Below are 15,472 nucleotides of genomic sequence, written 5' to 3' on the forward strand. Positions count from 1 at the left end.
CGCCACGCTCACCCGTCGCGACGACATTCTCAATGCGCCATTACGCCCGTTGACTTCGCGACATCCCTGAGTATGTTCCGCGCCTCTCATTTTCACGGCTTTCACCGCCGTCGCAAAGGTAATTTCCGATGGCTAAGCCCGCCTCCATCAAGATCCGCCTGAACTCCACCGCCGACACCGGCTTCTTCTACGTCACCAAGAAGAACGCCCGTACGATGACCGAGAAGATGGTCGTCAAGAAGTACGACCCGGTCGCGCGCAAGCACGTCGAGTTCAAGGAAGGCAAGATCAAGTAAGGCTCACGCCTCGCTGGTTCTGAAGCGCCCGGTCGGCAACGACCGGGCGTTTTCTTTTGCCCGAAAGCCTCCCTCCCTTTCGTCATCCTCCGGCGGAGCGCAGCGAAGACCGGGGGACGCAGCGGCGCCGAAGGCGATCTGTTCAGGCAGGATGTTTGGAGGCAGACGTGTCCGCGACAGGTTCGCGCTCTCGCGCGCCGCTGTGTCCCCCGGTCTTCGCCGCTAAGCAGCGGCTTGCCGGAGGATGACGAAAGACAGGGGGGCTCTAAGCCGCCCGCGCGATCACCCGATCCCGCCCCGTCGCCTTGGCCTCATAGACCCCCTCGTCCGCCCGCTTCAGCAGGGCGTCCGGCGTGTCCCCGGCTCCGATCGTCGCGGCCACCCCGATCGAGATGGTCACCGTCAGATGCTCCTGACCGCCCATCACCCGGAACGGGGTCGAGCCCACGTCCCTGCGAATCCGTTCGGCGATCCGGTGCGCGTCCTCGATCTTCGTGCCCGGCATGACGACGACGAACTCCTCGCCCCCCATACGGCACGGCAGATCGACGGCCCGCACATTGGTGGCCAGACGCACGGCGAACTCGCGCAGCACCTCGTCGCCCGCGTCGTGGCCGAAGCCGTCGTTGACCTTCTTGAAGTGGTCGATGTCCAGGACCAGCACCGACACCGGCTCCCCGCCCTGCGCCGCCCGCGTCACGAAGGCCTGCAGCTGTCCGGCCATGTAGCGACGGTTATGCAAGCCCGTCAGCGCGTCGGTGACCGCCATCTCCAGGCTGTAGTCCAGCTTCTCCTTCAGGAAGTCGGTGTAGCGCTTCCGGCGAACCTGCGTCCGCGCCCGCGCCGCCAGCTCTTCCGGGTCCACCGGCTTCATCAGGATGTCGTTGACGCCCAGCTCCAGCGCCTTGACCAGACGCGGCCGGTCCGACGGATCGACCACCGCCAGGATCGGCAGATGCCGCGTCGGCTCGGCCGAGCGCACCTGGGCGATCAGGCGAAGGCCGTCGAACTCCGCCGCCGCCACATTGACGATCATCAGGTCGATGGAGCCCTTGGACGCCACCAGCCCGTCGCCGGCGTTGGTCTCGATGGTCGGCCGGTGCTCCCGCTCTAGCTCGGCGGCGATCTTCTCGGCCTGGCGCGGATTGTCGTCGACGATCAGGACCCGACCGCCCGAACCGCGCAGCCGCCCGGCCCCGTCGGTCGTGACGCCCAGACGCCGCCCGCTCTCTTCCCGCTCGCGCAGCTCGTCCATGACCAGCTTCAGCCGGGTCAGCGACCGCACCCGCGCGAACAGGACCACGTCGTCCAGCGGCTTGGTGACGAAGTCGTCGGCGCCCGCATCCAAGCCCCGGATCCGATCCTCGCGCCCGTCCAGCGCCGTCACCAGCACCACGGGGATATGGTTGGTCTTCGGATCGGCCTTCAGCCGCTTGCAGGTCTCGAACCCGTCCATACCGGGCATCATGACGTCCAGCAGGATGATGTCCGGCTGCTCCGCCGCCGCCAGCGTCAGGGCCGTCGCCCCGTCCTGACAGGTCAGGACGTCATAGTATTCCAGCGTCAGCTTCGCCTCGAGCAGGCGGACGTTGGCCTCGACATCGTCGACCACAAGGATACGCGCGGTCATATCCGGACTACCCCACTGCGACTGGCTGGCCGAGGTGCTTCTTCACCGTCTCAAGGAAATGCATCACCGAGATGGGCTTGGAGATATAGGCCTCGCAGCCGCCCTGCCGGATCCGCTCCTCGTCGCCCTTCATGGCGAAGGCGGTCACGGCGATGATCGGGATGTGGTTCAGCTCCTCGTCGTCCTTGAGCCATTTGGTGACTTCGAGGCCCGAGATCTCCGGCAGCTGGATGTCCATCAGAATCAGGTCGGGCATGTGCTGACGCGCCAGCGCCATCGCCTGCAGACCCTCGCGGGTCTGCAGGATCTGATAGCCCTGGGAGTCGAGCAGATCATGAAACAGCTTCATGTTCAGCTCGTTATCCTCGACGATGAGGACTTTCTTGGACATCTTCACCCGGTCTGATCGCCCCGACTGACGCGCACCCTGCGCAACGAGGCTTTCCGCTTCTTCGAGTGGGAATATGCCCCACGCAGTCTTAAGTTGGGGTGAAGTCGGAAATCCAAGCTGCACGGTTTCCGTGCACCCTCTCAACTCCTCCTCCGTGCACCCCAGCGAAGGCTGGGGTCCAGATCACGGATTCAGACGGCCTGGACGTCTCACCGTGTCTTTCGCCCGCGCGCCTGACTTGCCATCTGGACCCCAGCCTTCGCTGGGGTGCACGGTGAGATGATGTCCATGAAAGCCATCTGCCGCGAATGCCTCTGGACCGGGCCGGACGCCGTCGCGCGTTGCCCGGCCTGCGGCTCGCCGCGCGTCGTCTGCGATCCCGAGCTGGATCAGCTCTCCCTCGCCCACCTGGACTGCGACGCCTTCTATGCCTCGGTGGAGAAGCGCGACCGGCCGGAGTTGCGCGACAAACCCGTCATCGTCGGCGGCGGCGTTCGGGGCGTGGTCTCCACCTGCTGCTACATCGCCCGCCAGTACGGCGTGCATTCCGCCATGCCGATGTTCAAGGCGCTGAAGGCCTGTCCCGAGGCCGTGGTCGTCAAGCCGGACTTCTCCAAATACGTCCCCGAATCGCAGCGCATCTTCGGCTTCGTCGGCGAACTGACGCCGCTGGTTCAGACCCTGTCCCTCGACGAGGCCTGGATCGACCTGTCGGGCACCGAACGCCTGAACGGCGGCCCGCCCGCCTTCCAGCTGATCCGCCTGCAGAAACGCATCGAGGACGAGACCGGCCTCGGCGTCTCCATCGGCCTGGCCCCCAACCGCTTCCTCGCCAAGATCGCCTCCGAACTGGACAAGCCGCGCGGCTTCTCCGTCATCGGCATCCGCAATGCCCAAGCCCTGCTGGCGCCCAGGTCCGTCCGCATCCTGCCGGGCGTCGGCCCCGTCTTCGGCAAGACCCTGGTCTCGGACGGCTTCGCCACCGTCGGCGACCTGGCCAAGGCCGACGTCCGCGACCTGGTCAAACGCTACGGCGAGACGGGCCTTCGTCTCTACGACCTCGCCCACGCCCGCGACGCCCGCAGCGTGAACCCCGAGCACGACCGGCGCGGCATGAGCGCGGAAAACACCTTCAACACCGACCTGACCACGCTCGAAGACCTCGAGGCCGAGCTCTGGCCGCTGTGCGAAAAGGTCGCCTCCAAGGCTCGCCGCGACGGCGTCGCCAGCCGCGTCGTCGTCCTGAAACTGCGCCGCACGGACTTCAAGATCGTCACCCGCCGGCGGACGATGCCCGACCCGGTCCAGACCGCCCGCGCCCTTTTCGCCATCGGCCGCGAACTGCTGAAGCCCGAACTCGGCCGCCCCTATCGCCTGATCGGCATCGGCCTGGCCGACATCCAGGACGCCGAGGACCAGCCCGAGGGCCTTTTCGTCTCCCCCGAAAAACGCACCCTCAAGACCGAAACCACCATCGACGCCCTGCGCCAAAAGTTCGGCGCCTCCGCCGTGGTCGCCGGCCGGGCGCTGAGGCCGAAACGCCCCTGAACACCTTCCTTCCGGCCGAAGGCCTATCTTGAGCCGGGGTTCGTCACGGCGAACACGGCGGGATCACAGCGACCACAGCGGGAACGTCGATGCGGCCACACCCCGGCTCTCGTCGTGTCCGCCGTGTTCCGCCGTGCTCGCCGTGCTCGCCGTGATGAACCTTCTCGCCGCCCGCTTCAGCACAGGCCTTCGGCCGATCTCACGGAAGGGCGGAATTAACCCGCCCCCGATAACCTCCCCCCATGTCTGCCTTCATCGACAAGATGCGCCGTCGCGGCGGCCGCTACCTCGGCGTTCGCTCCGCCCCCGTCCGCCCCGAGCGCGGCACATTCAGCCTGTCCTTCGACGACATCCCCGTCAGCGCCTGGACCGAGGCCGGCCCGATCCTGAAGGAACACGGCGTCGCCGCCACCTATTATGTCGCCGGCGGCCTGTCGGACGGCCAGAACCTCGGCCTGCCCCAGTTCTCGACCGACCACCTGCAACAGTTGTTCGCCGCCGGCCACGAGGTCGGCTGCCACACCTTCGGCCACACCTCGGCGCTGTCAGTGTCGCCCGAGGCCTACGCCGCCGATCTCGACCGGAACGCCGTCTGGGTCGCCGAACGGCTGGACGGTCACGTCATGACCACCTTCGCTTATCCCTATGGAGACGTCTCCGTCGGCGCCAAGGCCGTGGTCGCCGACCGCTTCCGACTGGCCCGCGGCGTCCGCGACGGCGTCAACGCAAGGACCGCCGACCGCGCCAACATGCAGGCCATCGGCCTGGAGAGCCGCCGCCTCCCCGGCTACGACCTCGAAGCCCTGATGGCCGAGACCGCCGCGAAGAAGGGCTGGCTCATCGCCTACGGCCACGACGTCATGGACGCTCCCACCCCCTACGGCTGCACCCCCGCCGACCTCGACCGCGTCATCCGCCTGGCGAAAGCCGCCGGGCTGGACATCCAGCCGGTCGGGGCCGCCTGGGACAGGATGGCGGCATAACCCCCTCTCCCCTTGCGGGAGAGGGAGATCGCGCACGAGAGCGAAGCGATCGTCCTCGCGCGATCGGGTGAGGGGTGAAACTCACTCTGACCGAGCGAGCACCGGCCAGATCTCGTGTGCCTCCCCGTACCCCTCATCCGTCGGGCTTCGCCCGCCACCTTCTCCCGCAAGGGGAGAAGGAAGTCGGTGGAGTTGGCAAAGCATCCCCGGAATCCCCCAACGATTCCAACGCCCCGAACTTTTAAGAGCCCTTATCCCTGACACCCCTCCAGACCGTGCCACACTGCGCCCGGTCTTTGACATCGCCATCCCCGGCCCCGCACCGATCCCGAATCCCTCTCCCCATCCGAACGCTTCGGACTCTTCGGACGCTTCGGACGGTGTTTTGGAGTCCGCCCCCTTTGTCGCACCCCGGCCTCCCCGCCCGCTCCGCGAACCGGCCCGCCCCGACAGACGCGATAGATTTCAACACCTTACCCCCATTTCGCCGCGCCTTGACCTTCCGCCCCCTCGCCTATAGGTTCCGCGCCGAATTCAGACCCCTGTCGGGGCCCGCAAATCCATGCGTGGCCGGGCGGGATCAGAAGCGCAAAAGCCCATGTCCATGCCCCCGGAATCGCGCGAAGAGGCGATCAAACGCCTCAACGACAGCGCATCCGTTCTGGAGGCGAAGACCGCACCCCAGACGTCATCGGACGTCGCAGGCATGGCGGTGGCCAGCCAGGCCTGGAAGATCGTCGCCGACCTGTTCGGAGGCGTCTTCGTCGGTTTGGCCTTGGGTTTCGTGGCGGATCGGTTCCTCGGAACCACTCCGTGGGGGATCATCGGCGGTGTCCTTCTGGGCTTCGCCTTGTCGATTTACATGGCGCGTCGGACGGCTAACCGGCTGATGGCGCAGGCGAAGGCTGACGGTATCGAGCCGAAATCGATCCCGTTCGACGACGAAGAAGAAGACTGAACGTATGGCCGATCCGATTCAACAGTTCCAGGTCACGCCGATCGTCGATTTCGGCACGGTGACCCTGCCCGTCGTCGGCGAGCAGCAGATCGCCTTCACCAACTCGCACATGGCCATGACCATCGCCTTCGTCGTGGTCGTCCTGTTCCTGCAACTGGTCACCTCGGGCGCCAAGGTTGTTCCGGGCCGCCTGCAGGCCGCCGGCGAGCAGCTTTTCAGCATGATCGACGGCGTGACCAGCTCGATCATCGGCCACGAGAGCCGCAAGTATTTCCCGTTCGTCTTCACCCTCTTCTGCCTGATCCTCGGCATGAACCTGCTGGGCATGTTCCTGTCGTTCACGGCCACTTCGCAGTTGGCCGTGACGGGCACCTTCGCGCTCATGACCATCCTGCTGGTTGTCGGCATCGGCTTCGCCAAACACGGCCTGGGCTTCTTCAGCCTGTTCTGGCCGACCAGCGCTCCGTTAGCGATCCGCCCCGTGGTGGGCCTGATCGAGTTCCTGTCCTTCCTGCTTCGTCCGATCACCCTGGCGCTTCGTCTGTTCGGCAACATGCTGGGCGGTCACATCGCCCTGAAGATCTTCGCGGGCTTCGTCGTCTCGATGGGCGCTCTCGCCGCGACGGGTGGTCTTGGCCTCCTGGGTCTGCCGGTTGCGGCCCTGTCGATGGGCATGGTCGTCGGCCTGACCGCCCTGGAGTTCCTCGTGGCCTTCCTGCAGGCCTTCGTCTTCGCCGTTTTGGCCAGCATCTATCTCAACGATGTGGTCAACCTGGGTCATGGCCACTAGGCCCCGTCCCAACTCTTCCTTCCAACCAACCCTGACTGAATAGGAAACTCATCATGGAAGCCGAATCCTTCAAGTACTTCGGTATTGGCCTGGCCACCCTGGGCATGCTCGGCGCCGGCATCGGCGTGGGCAACATCTTCGGCCAGTTCCTGGCCGGCGCCCTGCGCAACCCGTCGGCTGCCGCCTCGCAAGTCGGCAACCTGTTCGTCGGCGCCGCCCTGGTCGAAGCCCTGGGCATCCTGGCCTTCGTTCTGGGCATCCTGGCCTGGCTGGGCTGATCCTGAACGCCTAACTCGCTTAGGCGTCACAGCGGCGACGCCTCCGGAAACGGGGGCGTCGCCTCTTTGCTTAATTCTCGCAGACGGACACCATGGTCGCTCCCGTACCCACAGACATCCACGCCGATACCCAAGCCTCGACCGAGGCCGCGGGTCACGGCGAAGCCTCGGGCGGCCTGCCCCAGTTCGACACCTCGGTCTGGGTCGGACAGATCGTCTATCTGCTGGTCCTGTTCTTCGTCCTCTACCTGCTGATCGCAAAGGTCTTCGCGCCGCGCATCCGCAAGGTCATGGACGAGCGCGAGACCTCCATCTCCACCGCGATCGCCACGGCTCGCTCGGTTCAGGCCGAAGCCGCCGAACAGGCCGCCGCCGCCAAGGCCGAGGTCGAGAAGGCCCGCGCCGACGCCCGCGCCGCCTCGGTCGCCGCCAAGACCCGTATCACCGAAGAGACCGCCCGCCGCGCCGCCGAGGAAGAGGCCGCCGTCAACGCCCGCATCAGCGAGGCCGAGGCCGGCATCGCCAAGACCCGCGACGCCGCCATGGCCAACGTCTCCTCGATCGCCTCCGACACGGCCCGCGCCATCGTTGAGCGCCTGACGGGCGTCGCCCCGACCAAGGCCGAAGCCGACGCCGCTGTCGCTCAAGCCCGCACCGCCGGAGCCGCCTGATGGAATTCTTCAACTTCGAGCATTTCTACTCGTGGGATAACCCCGAAGTCTGGGTCGCCTTCGGCCTGGTCATCTTCATCGGCATCGTGGTCATGGCCGGCGTGCCCAAGCTGATCGCCGGCGCCCTGGACGCCAAGGCCGCCAAGATCCAGTCGGACCTGGACGAAGCCGCCCGCCTGCGCGCCGAGGCCGAGGCCCTGCTCGCCACCATCCGCAAGGAAAAGGCCGAGGCTGAAGCCCAGGCCAAGGCCCTGGTCGCCGCCGCCGAAGCCGACGCCCGCATCATGGAAACCGAGGCCAAGCAGCGTCTGGAAGAGTCGATGGCTCGCCGTCAGGCTCTGGCCGAGCGTCGCATCGCCTCCGCCGAAGCCCAGGCTTCCGCCGAAGTGAAGGCCGCCGCCGCCGATGTCGCCGCCCAGGCCGCCGAGGCCATCCTGGCCGCTCGCGCCGGCAAGGCCGACCCGCTGCTGGACGCCGCCATCGCCCAGATCGGCACGCGCCTGAACTAGGCTTCTCCGCCTCGCGGACACGAAAAGGGCGGCGCACCGGCTGGTGCGCCGCCCTTCTCTTTTGCGCCGGGACTTGATCCCCACGAAGATATTCCCAGATGCAAAGAGCGGCGCATCGTTTCCGGTGCGCCGCCCTCCTCTTCTTGTCATCCCGGACTTGATCCGGGACGGACTCAGTGAGCGGGTGCGACCCCGTCCATCAGCTTGGCGGCGCGTTTCTCACGTTCCACCAGACGGGCGTAGACATTGCCCAGCACGATGCCGAACACGGCGTGGCTGACCAGCATCCAGGCCACCATGCCGAACCCGCCCGAGCCGCGGAAGATGCGCGGATCGCCGAACAGGAACACCGTCACCATCAGCACCGCCCAGGCGCCCACGGCGAAGATGATGCCCTTGGTCTCCGGCGTCTGGCCCGGCATCTTGGGACACAGGATCCCGAACAGAGACCCCAGGACTACGGAGCCGGCGACGAAGTGGGCGATCCACCCCACGGCCAGATTTCCGGGCATTCCCAGCATCCCTGCGATAAACAGCGGGAAGGGCTCGACCCAGGGCCCAGCAAACAGATTTACGGCTTCCAGTATTGATACGGCGACCGTCGCGACAAGCCCGGCGATCACTCCCTTTTGTACGCGTGACATCATAACGACAGCGCCTCCCAACGCCTGTTTCCGTTCCGATAACGCAAGGAGGACTCTACGCCTGTTATGGCGAGACGCTATTCGGCCACATTCACAAAGCCGTGCTTCGCGGTTGCGAAAATCGCAGCCTGAACCGTTGCCGTCCCGACAACCCACGCTAGAGTTAAGACTTCACGGGGAGGCTGCGCGTGTTTCGGTCAAAGCTGTGTCAGGGACGCATGTCTCGCCTAGCGTACCTCATCTCGGTCCTGGGCCTGTGGCTGGTCCTGTTCGCGACCCAGCCCCTGATCCTGGGACTGCCGGACTTCGCCGAGAGCGGGCGAATCCTCTATCCCCTGTGGCGCGGGGAGTTTCAGACCTATGGGGCGGCGATCCACCAGCAGGATCAGTGGTCGACCCGCTACGCCGTCCTGGGAGCGCTGACCTTCGGCCTGTTGGCCGCCTTCCTGGTCCTCAGCGCCCGTCGGCTGCGCGACCTTGGGCGGCCCGGCTACTATGCGTGGATCGCCCTCGTCCCCTTCGTCGGCGCCCAGGCCCTGTTCGCGGTGCTGATCCTGCTTCCCGGCGACGTCGGAAAGAATGCCTACGGCCCGGCGCCTCAGGCCCGCGCAGACCACGAGATGCAGCGCGGATCCGCATCTCCGGCGCGCCGAGCCTGACATGACCAGTCTGCCCCGATTGTTCAGTTTTGAAGGCCGCGCCCGCCGGTTCGAATGGTGGCTGACCTGTATCGCTGTTTCGCTTCTGGCCGGCCTCATCGTGGCGGTGGCCGCCTTGGCGATATCGGGCGGCGACGCCTCGATTCTCGGGAGGGACGCTCCCAAGCCCGCAGCCGTGCTCGTGCTCAACCTGATCGCCGGCGCGGTCGTCATCTGGATTCAGGCCGCAGTCGGCGTTCGACGCGTTCATGATCGAGGCCAGTCCGGCGCTGGCCTTATCCTGTATCAGGTCATCGGTTACGCCATGAACGCCGCGCCCGTGGTCCTGCACCTCACCGGCGGGGCCAGCCCGTACATCCCCTTCGGCGGCTTCATGATGGGCGGCCTGATGGTCGTCTATGTGCTCTGGAGCCTCTATTTCCTCATCACGCTCGGCTTCCTCGAGGGGGAGCCGACGGCCAACGCCTATGGCCGGTCGCCCAAGACGGTTCAGACCAGCACCTACGCCGCCCCCGCTCTCGACTGAGAGCCAAAGAAAAGGCCCCGTCGGCGAACCGGCGGGGCCTCTCCAGACCGTTCCGGGTGGCGGCTATTCCGCGGCGATGTTCGTGCCTTCCGGCGCCGTCCAGCGCAGGACCGGCGAGCGGGCGGCGCGGGTCTCGTCCAGACGACGCAGGGGCGCATGGAAGGGCGCGCCCTTGAATCGCTCGACATCACCCGCCTTGGCGGCCTCGGCCAGCAGGCGCAGGGCGTTGATGAACCGGTCCAGCTCGGCCTTGGATTCCGTCTCGGTCGGCTCGATCAGCATGGCCCCGTGGACGACCAGCGGGAAATACATGGTCATCGGGTGGAAGCCCTCGTCGATCATCGCCTTGGCGAAGTCGAGCGTGGTGATGTCCGTGCCCTTCAGCCATTCGTCGTCGAACAGGGCCTCGTGCATGCAGGGGCCCTCGGGGAAGGCCGGGCTCATCAGGTCCTGCAGGCGGGCCTTGATGTAGTTGGCGTTCAGTACGGCGTCCTCGGCGACCTGACGCAGGCCGTCCGAGCCGTGGCTCATCATGTAGCTGAGGGCGCGGACATACATCCCCATCTGGCCCTGGAAGGCGCACAGACGGCCGAAGGCCTGGGCGGCCTCGCCCTCCTCCCGCTCGATCAGTTCATAGCCCTCCGCACCGTGTACGACCCACGGCGCCGGGGCGAAGGGGGCCAAGGCTTCCGACAGCACCACCGGACCCGCGCCCGGACCGCCGCCGCCGTGGGGCGTGGAGAAGGTCTTGTGCAGGTTGATGTGCATGGCGTCGACGCCGAGGTCGCCCGGACGCACCCGGCCGACGATGGCGTTGAAGTTGGCCCCGTCGCAGTAGAAATAGGCGCCCGCCTCGTGCGTCAGGCGGCTGATCTCCAGGATGTCGCGCTCGAACAGGCCGCAGGTGTTCGGGTTGGTCACCATGATGGCGGCGACGTCCGGACCCAGCTTCGAGGCCAGATCGGCCACGTCCACGCGGCCGTCCTCGGTCTGGGCGACTTCCACCACCGAATAGCCGACGAAGGCCGCCGTCGCCGGATTGGTGCCGTGGGCCGAGGTCGGCACCAGCACCTTGCGGCGCGCCTCATGCTGGCCACTGGCCTCGTGGGCCGCGCGGATGGCCATCAGGCCGCACAGCTCGCCGTGGGCGCCGGCTTTCGGGGAAAGCGCGACGGCCGGCATGCCGGTCAGGGTCTTCAGCCAGTGGGACAGCTGATCCATCAGCTCCAGCGCCCCCTGCACCGTCGAGATCGGCTGCAGCGGGTGGATGTCCGAGAAGCCCGGCAGGCGCGCCATCTTCTCGTTCAGGCGCGGATTGTGCTTCATGGTGCACGAGCCGAGCGGATACAGCGCCAGGTCGATGGCGTGGTTCTTCTGCGACAGGCGCACGTAGTGGCGCATGGCCTCCGGCTCCGACAGGCCCGGCAGGCCGATCGGATCCTTGCGGACCAGGTCGCCGAGGTCGGACGCGGCGCCCTTGGGCTCCGGCAGATCGACGCCGGTCTTGCCCCAGCCGTCGCTCTCGAAGATCAGCAGCTCGTCCTGCAACAGGCCGCGCCCGCCGGTCAGGGTCGGGTGCTTGTAGTCGTGATCGACAACGTTGGGGGCGGTCGGACGGCCGACGGTGTTCATCGTGCTCATGATCAGGCTCCCAGGACCTTGGTGAGGCTCTTGGCCAGGATCTGGATGTCGGCATCCAGGGTCGTTTCGGTCGCGGCGACCAGGAGGACGTCGTCCATGCCCGCCTCGGGCGCCAGACGGCTGTAAGGCACGCCGGCCAGCACGTGATGCGCCGCCAACTGGTCCACCACCTCGGCGGCGTTCTTCGGCAGCTTCACGGCGAACTCGTTGAAGAAGCGCGGCGTCAGGATCTCGACGCCCGGAATGGCCGCCAGCGCATCGCACGTCGCCACGGCCTTCTCGTGGTTCAACAGGGCCAGCTTCCGCAGCCCCGTCTCGCCCAGCAGGCTCATGTGGATGGTGAAGGCCAGGGTGCAGAGGCCCGAGTTGGTGCAGATGTTCGACGTCGCCTTGTCGCGACGGATGTGCTGCTCCCGCGTCGACAGGGTCAGGACGAAGCCCCGCTCGCCGTCGGCGTCGACCGTCTCGCCGGTCAGGCGGCCCGGCATCTGGCGGATCAGCTTCTCGCGCGCGGCGAACAGGCCGACATAGGGTCCGCCATAGTTCAGGGCGTTGCCGATCGACTGGCCCTCGGCCGCGACGATGTCGGCGCCCATCTCGCCGGGCGATTTCAACAGGCCCATCGACACGGCCTCGGTGACCACGACGATCAGCAGCGCCCCGGCGGCATGAGCCGCCTCGGCGATCTTCGTCACGTCGGTGGCGGTGCCGAACACGTTCGGGGTCTGGACGACGACGCAGGCCGTGTCCGGACCGATGGCGTCGATGACGGCGGCCTCGGCATCCACCGCCGGGGCAAGCGCCTCCGTCTCCACGCCCACGGCATGAACCACCGTCTCGGTCGCCCGGACATAGTGGGGATGCACCCCGCCCGAGATGACCGCCTTGTTCCGGCGCGTCACGCGGGTCGCCATCAAAACGCCCTCGGCCATGGCGGTCGAGCCGTCATAGAGCGAAGCGTTGGCCACCGGCATGCCGGTCAGGTTCGCGACCTGGGTCTGGAACTCGTACAGGTACTGGAGCGTGCCCTGCGCGATTTCCGGCTGGTAGGGGGTGTAGCTGGTCAGGAACTCGGACCGCTGGATGATGTGGTCCACCGTCGCCGGCACATGGTGCTTGTAGGCGCCGGCCCCGCAGAAGAAGGGCACGCTGCCCGCCGCCGCGTTCTTGGCCGCCATGGCCGAGAGCGCCCGGTCCACCTCCAGCTCGCCCATGAAGCCGGGCAGGTCGACGGCGCCGTCGCGACGCGCCGCCTGGGGCACGTCCACGAACAGGTCGTCGATGGAGTTGACGCCGATGGCGGCGAGCATCGCCGTCCGGTCGTCGGGGGTCAGGGGGAGGTAGCGCATCTATTCTGTTCCGCTCATCCCCGCGAAAGCGGGGACCCAGTGCTTTGGGCGAAGTCTGTCGCCGGGGAGGACGAACCGCTGATCCCAGTCACCCTGCCTCGCGACAGAACTGGGTCCCCGCTTTCGCGGGGATGAGCGGAGAGATTAAAGCGAGGCGAGGTAGGCGTCGTAGGCGGCCTGATCCATCAGGCCGTCGATCGCCGAGGCGTCCGACACCTTGATCTTGGCGAACCAGCCCTCGCCTTCCGGATCGGCGTTGACGGTCTCAGGGGCGCCGGCCAGGGCGTCGTTGCCCTCGATCACCTCGCCCGAGACGGGGGCGTAGACGTCCGAGGCCGCCTTGACGCTCTCGACGACGGCGAAGCCATCACCCTTGGAGACAACTTTCCCGGCTTCCGGGGTCTCGACGAACACCACGTCGCCCAGTTGGTCGGCGGCGTGCTTGGAGATGCCGACGGTGGCGACGTCGCCGTCCAGGCGAACCCACTCGTGATCCTTGGTGAAGTGCATGGTCGAGGTCCTTTTAGGCCTTGGGTTTGCGGTAATAGCGTTGGGCGACGAAAGGCATGTCGATCACCTCGGCGGCGGCGGCCTTGCCGCGCACGATGACCTTCAGTTCCGTGCCCAGGGCGGCGAAGGCCGGCGGCACATAGCCCATGGCGATGTTGCGACCCAGCGTCGGCGACGGCCCGCCCGAGGTCACCTTGCCGATGATGTTTCCGTCGGCGTCGGCGATCTCCGCGCCTTCACGGGCCGGGGCGCCTTCCTTGACCGACAGGCCGACGCGGACGCGGCTCGGCCCGTCCGCCAGTTCCTTCAGGATGCGTTCGGCGCCGTTGAAGTCGGCGGCTTCCTTCCTCGACTTCGACAGGGCGAAGGTCAGCGCCCCCTCGACCGGCGAGGTCGTCGGATCGATGTCATGCCCATGCAGCGGCAGGCCGGCCTCCAGGCGCAGGCTGTCCCGCGCGCCCAGGCCGATCGGCTTCACCCGCGCGTCCTGCAGCAGCAGGTTCCACACCCGCTCGGCATCGGCCGCCGGGACCGAAATCTCGTAGCCGTCCTCGCCCGTATAGCCCGAGCGCGAGACGTAGCAGTCGACCCCGAACAGCATCAGCCGGGCGCAATCCATGAAGCCGAACTCGGCCAGGACAGGCTCGTGGGCGATCATGACCTCGGCCGCTTCCGGCCCCTGGATGGCGATCAGGGCGCGGTCGTCCAGCACGGTCAGCTTGGCGTCGCCCGACAGGTGCTCGGACCAGAAGGCGAAGTCCTCGTCCTTGTTGCCGGCGTTGACGACGACGAACAGGCCGTCGTGGTCGGGCTTGCCCGCCATCAGGTCGTCGATGATGCCGCCGTCCGTGTTCAGCAGCAGGGAATACTTCTGCTTGCCGGCCTTCAGCACGTGATAGTCGCCGGGCACGAAGCGCTGGAACTGGTCGATGGCGTCCGCGCCGGTGATCTTGCACTGGCCCATGTGGGAGACGTCGAACAGGCCGGCGTGCTCCCGCGTCCAGCGGTGCTCGGCCAGGACGCCCTCGTACTGCACCGGCATGTCATAGCCGCCGAAGCCCACCATGCGGGCTCCGAGCGCGCGATGCGCGGCGTTGAGAACGGTCGTCTTCAGCGTTTCGTCGGTCATGCGGTCCAGACTTTCAGGGTCGCGTGTTGAAGCGGAAAGCTCCGCCGTCCTCGCGCCCCCGCTGTCCTGAAGCCTGAGAGATTCCGACGACCTCAATGAGGCGTCATTGCTCCGTCGGCGCGCTCAAACGAGCGACTTTCCAGCGTCCGAGTGTTCTCGCGGTCCTTTTGCCTGAGCGTTTCCGGGGCGGTTGCGCCTTCGGCCTCGGGTCGATTTTGCGCCGCCCGATCTCTCCCGCGAGAGCGAAAGGACCAAGGCCCCGACTCCGGCCGGGAGTCAAGCGGGGCGGAGGCTGGACGTCGAAAAGCCTTCGCATGAACCCGGACGTCGCTTTTTCGACGAGCGTCAGTTTCCGAAGGTTTCGCCTTACACGGAATTCACGGGTCATCTCCCCGACGATCGCCGACACTGGCGGCTCGGGATGGGGAAGCTCCGATGAGGCGGATGGGGATCGCGGCGCTCGTCGTCCTGGGCCTGGCCCTGCCCGACAGCCTTTGCGCACAATCCAGTCTGCCGCTGACGACGCGCGAGGTCGCGGGCCAGTGGCTTCTGCGCGTGACGTCCTCCCAACGCTCGGTCCCCGGCCTGACGGTCAATGACTGGAGCCAGGCCCGATCCGGTCTCGCGTTTCAGGTCCTCGAACGGAACGGCGTCCTCAGCTGCGCGGTCCATGCCAAACCGGCGCAATGCAAGATCGACGACGGCGAACTGGTCGTGACCACCCTCCAGTCCGGCGCGACGATGGTTTTCACCTTGTCGGATCGGGCGGGCCCCGCCTTCGCCGGCTCTGTTCGGCTCAGAAGCGGGCTTCTGTCCTTCCGCTCCATCCTCGTGGGAACGGTGCTGATGAGCCGGCGACGGCTGGATTGATGTTAAACAAATAATCCTGTTTGACGTCGAAAGCGGCATCGCCCACTGATTTCAAACGATTTTTCGGCTGCGAACAGGCCCAAGTCCGAA

At 66.8% G+C, this 15,472-nt stretch carries 18 protein-coding genes and 2 riboswitches; of the genes, 11 read left to right on the forward strand and 7 right to left on the reverse strand.

All coding sequences use genetic code 11. The annotated features are described in order from the left end of the window. The first annotated feature begins 128 nt into the window (after positions 1-128). Entirely contained in the window at positions 129-296 is a 168-nt protein-coding gene (rpmG, locus tag ACETK8_RS16345; RefSeq protein WP_181543575.1) for a 50S ribosomal protein L33, read from the forward strand. A 265-nt stretch (positions 297-561) separates the two neighbouring features. On the opposite strand, the gene ACETK8_RS16350 is transcribed toward rpmG, so the two are convergent. Both ACETK8_RS16350 and ACETK8_RS16355 read right to left on the reverse strand, forming a co-directional pair. Further along, positions 562-1,926 (reverse strand): PleD family two-component system response regulator, encoded by a 1,365-nt coding sequence (locus ACETK8_RS16350; protein WP_374036885.1) that lies wholly within the window; start codon positions 1,924-1,926, stop codon positions 562-564. A 7-nt stretch (positions 1,927-1,933) separates the two neighbouring features. After that, positions 1,934-2,317, reverse strand: coding sequence for a response regulator (locus ACETK8_RS16355; RefSeq protein WP_374036886.1), 384 nt, complete (start codon positions 2,315-2,317; stop codon positions 1,934-1,936). A gap of 282 nt (positions 2,318-2,599) precedes the next feature. Here ACETK8_RS16355 and ACETK8_RS16360 point away from each other — a divergent pair, with 282 nt between their 5' ends. The 7 genes from ACETK8_RS16360 to ACETK8_RS16390 all read left to right on the forward strand — a co-directional run bounded on the left by ACETK8_RS16360 (position 2,600) and on the right by ACETK8_RS16390 (position 8,054). Further along, the gene (locus ACETK8_RS16360; protein ID WP_374036887.1) at positions 2,600-3,865 is read left to right on the forward strand and encodes a DNA polymerase IV; all 1,266 of its coding nucleotides are present in this window, start codon (positions 2,600-2,602) and stop codon (positions 3,863-3,865) included. Positions 3,866-4,107: 242 nt separating this feature from the next. After that, positions 4,108-4,848 (forward strand): polysaccharide deacetylase family protein, encoded by a 741-nt coding sequence (locus ACETK8_RS16365; RefSeq protein WP_374036888.1) that lies wholly within the window; start codon positions 4,108-4,110, stop codon positions 4,846-4,848. Positions 4,849-5,410: 562 nt separating this feature from the next. Further along, positions 5,411-5,806, forward strand: coding sequence for an AtpZ/AtpI family protein (locus ACETK8_RS16370; RefSeq protein WP_374036889.1), 396 nt, complete (start codon positions 5,411-5,413; stop codon positions 5,804-5,806). A gap of 4 nt (positions 5,807-5,810) precedes the next feature. Continuing rightward, on the forward strand, positions 5,811-6,596 hold the full coding sequence (locus ACETK8_RS16375; protein WP_374036890.1) for a F0F1 ATP synthase subunit A: 786 nt from the start codon (positions 5,811-5,813) through the stop codon (positions 6,594-6,596). Between the two features lie 53 nt (positions 6,597-6,649). Next, positions 6,650-6,874, forward strand: coding sequence for a F0F1 ATP synthase subunit C (locus tag ACETK8_RS16380; RefSeq protein ID WP_029416762.1), 225 nt, complete (start codon positions 6,650-6,652; stop codon positions 6,872-6,874). Between the two features lie 92 nt (positions 6,875-6,966). Then, positions 6,967-7,545 (forward strand): hypothetical protein, encoded by a 579-nt coding sequence (locus ACETK8_RS16385; RefSeq protein ID WP_374036891.1) that lies wholly within the window; start codon positions 6,967-6,969, stop codon positions 7,543-7,545. After that, positions 7,545-8,054 carry a F0F1 ATP synthase subunit B gene (locus tag ACETK8_RS16390; protein ID WP_374036892.1) on the forward strand — a complete coding sequence of 170 codons (510 nt, stop codon included), beginning with the start codon at positions 7,545-7,547 and terminating at the stop codon, positions 8,052-8,054. Before ACETK8_RS16385 ends, ACETK8_RS16390 begins: the two co-directional genes overlap by 1 nt. Before the next feature lie 173 nt (positions 8,055-8,227). Here the strand turns inward: ACETK8_RS16390 and ACETK8_RS16395 are convergent, their stop codons facing one another. Beyond that, positions 8,228-8,701, reverse strand: coding sequence for a DUF6789 family protein (locus ACETK8_RS16395; protein WP_374036893.1), 474 nt, complete (start codon positions 8,699-8,701; stop codon positions 8,228-8,230). Positions 8,702-8,916: 215 nt separating this feature from the next. On the opposite strand from ACETK8_RS16395, the gene ACETK8_RS16400 reads away from it, so the two are divergent. Further along, positions 8,917-9,357 (forward strand): DUF805 domain-containing protein, encoded by a 441-nt coding sequence (locus ACETK8_RS16400; protein WP_374036894.1) that lies wholly within the window; start codon positions 8,917-8,919, stop codon positions 9,355-9,357. A gap of 1 nt (position 9,358) precedes the next feature. Continuing rightward, positions 9,359-9,883 (forward strand): DUF805 domain-containing protein, encoded by a 525-nt coding sequence (locus tag ACETK8_RS16405; RefSeq protein ID WP_374036895.1) that lies wholly within the window; start codon positions 9,359-9,361, stop codon positions 9,881-9,883. A gap of 63 nt (positions 9,884-9,946) precedes the next feature. Here the strand turns inward: ACETK8_RS16405 and gcvPB are convergent, their stop codons facing one another. The 4 genes from gcvPB to gcvT all read right to left on the reverse strand — a co-directional run bounded on the left by gcvPB (position 9,947) and on the right by gcvT (position 14,512). Then, positions 9,947-11,524 carry an aminomethyl-transferring glycine dehydrogenase subunit GcvPB gene (gene gcvPB, locus ACETK8_RS16410; protein WP_374036896.1) on the reverse strand — a complete coding sequence of 526 codons (1,578 nt, stop codon included), beginning with the start codon at positions 11,522-11,524 and terminating at the stop codon, positions 9,947-9,949. 2 nt (positions 11,525-11,526) lie between these two features. Then, positions 11,527-12,873: an aminomethyl-transferring glycine dehydrogenase subunit GcvPA gene (gene gcvPA, locus ACETK8_RS16415; protein WP_374036897.1), complete on the reverse strand. Its 1,347-nt coding sequence runs from the start codon at positions 12,871-12,873 to the stop codon at positions 11,527-11,529. Positions 12,874-13,017: 144 nt separating this feature from the next. Next, the gene (gene gcvH, locus ACETK8_RS16420) at positions 13,018-13,383 is read right to left on the reverse strand and encodes a glycine cleavage system protein GcvH (RefSeq protein ID WP_374036898.1); all 366 of its coding nucleotides are present in this window, start codon (positions 13,381-13,383) and stop codon (positions 13,018-13,020) included. 13 nt (positions 13,384-13,396) lie between these two features. Beyond that, on the reverse strand, positions 13,397-14,512 hold the full coding sequence (gcvT, locus tag ACETK8_RS16425; RefSeq protein ID WP_374036899.1) for a glycine cleavage system aminomethyltransferase GcvT: 1,116 nt from the start codon (positions 14,510-14,512) through the stop codon (positions 13,397-13,399). A gap of 59 nt (positions 14,513-14,571) precedes the next feature. Then, positions 14,572-14,657: riboswitch (glycine riboswitch) on the reverse strand. 4 nt (positions 14,658-14,661) lie between these two features. After that, positions 14,662-14,759, reverse strand: a riboswitch (glycine riboswitch). 188 nt (positions 14,760-14,947) lie between these two features. On the opposite strand from gcvT, the gene ACETK8_RS16430 reads away from it, so the two are divergent. After that, positions 14,948-15,382 (forward strand): hypothetical protein, encoded by a 435-nt coding sequence (locus ACETK8_RS16430; protein ID WP_374036900.1) that lies wholly within the window; start codon positions 14,948-14,950, stop codon positions 15,380-15,382. The last annotated feature ends 90 nt before the right edge of the window (positions 15,383-15,472 follow it).

This window comes from Brevundimonas staleyi, assembly GCF_041893865.1.
In the GTDB taxonomy this organism is placed as follows: Bacteria; Pseudomonadota; Alphaproteobacteria; order Caulobacterales; family Caulobacteraceae; genus Brevundimonas; species Brevundimonas staleyi.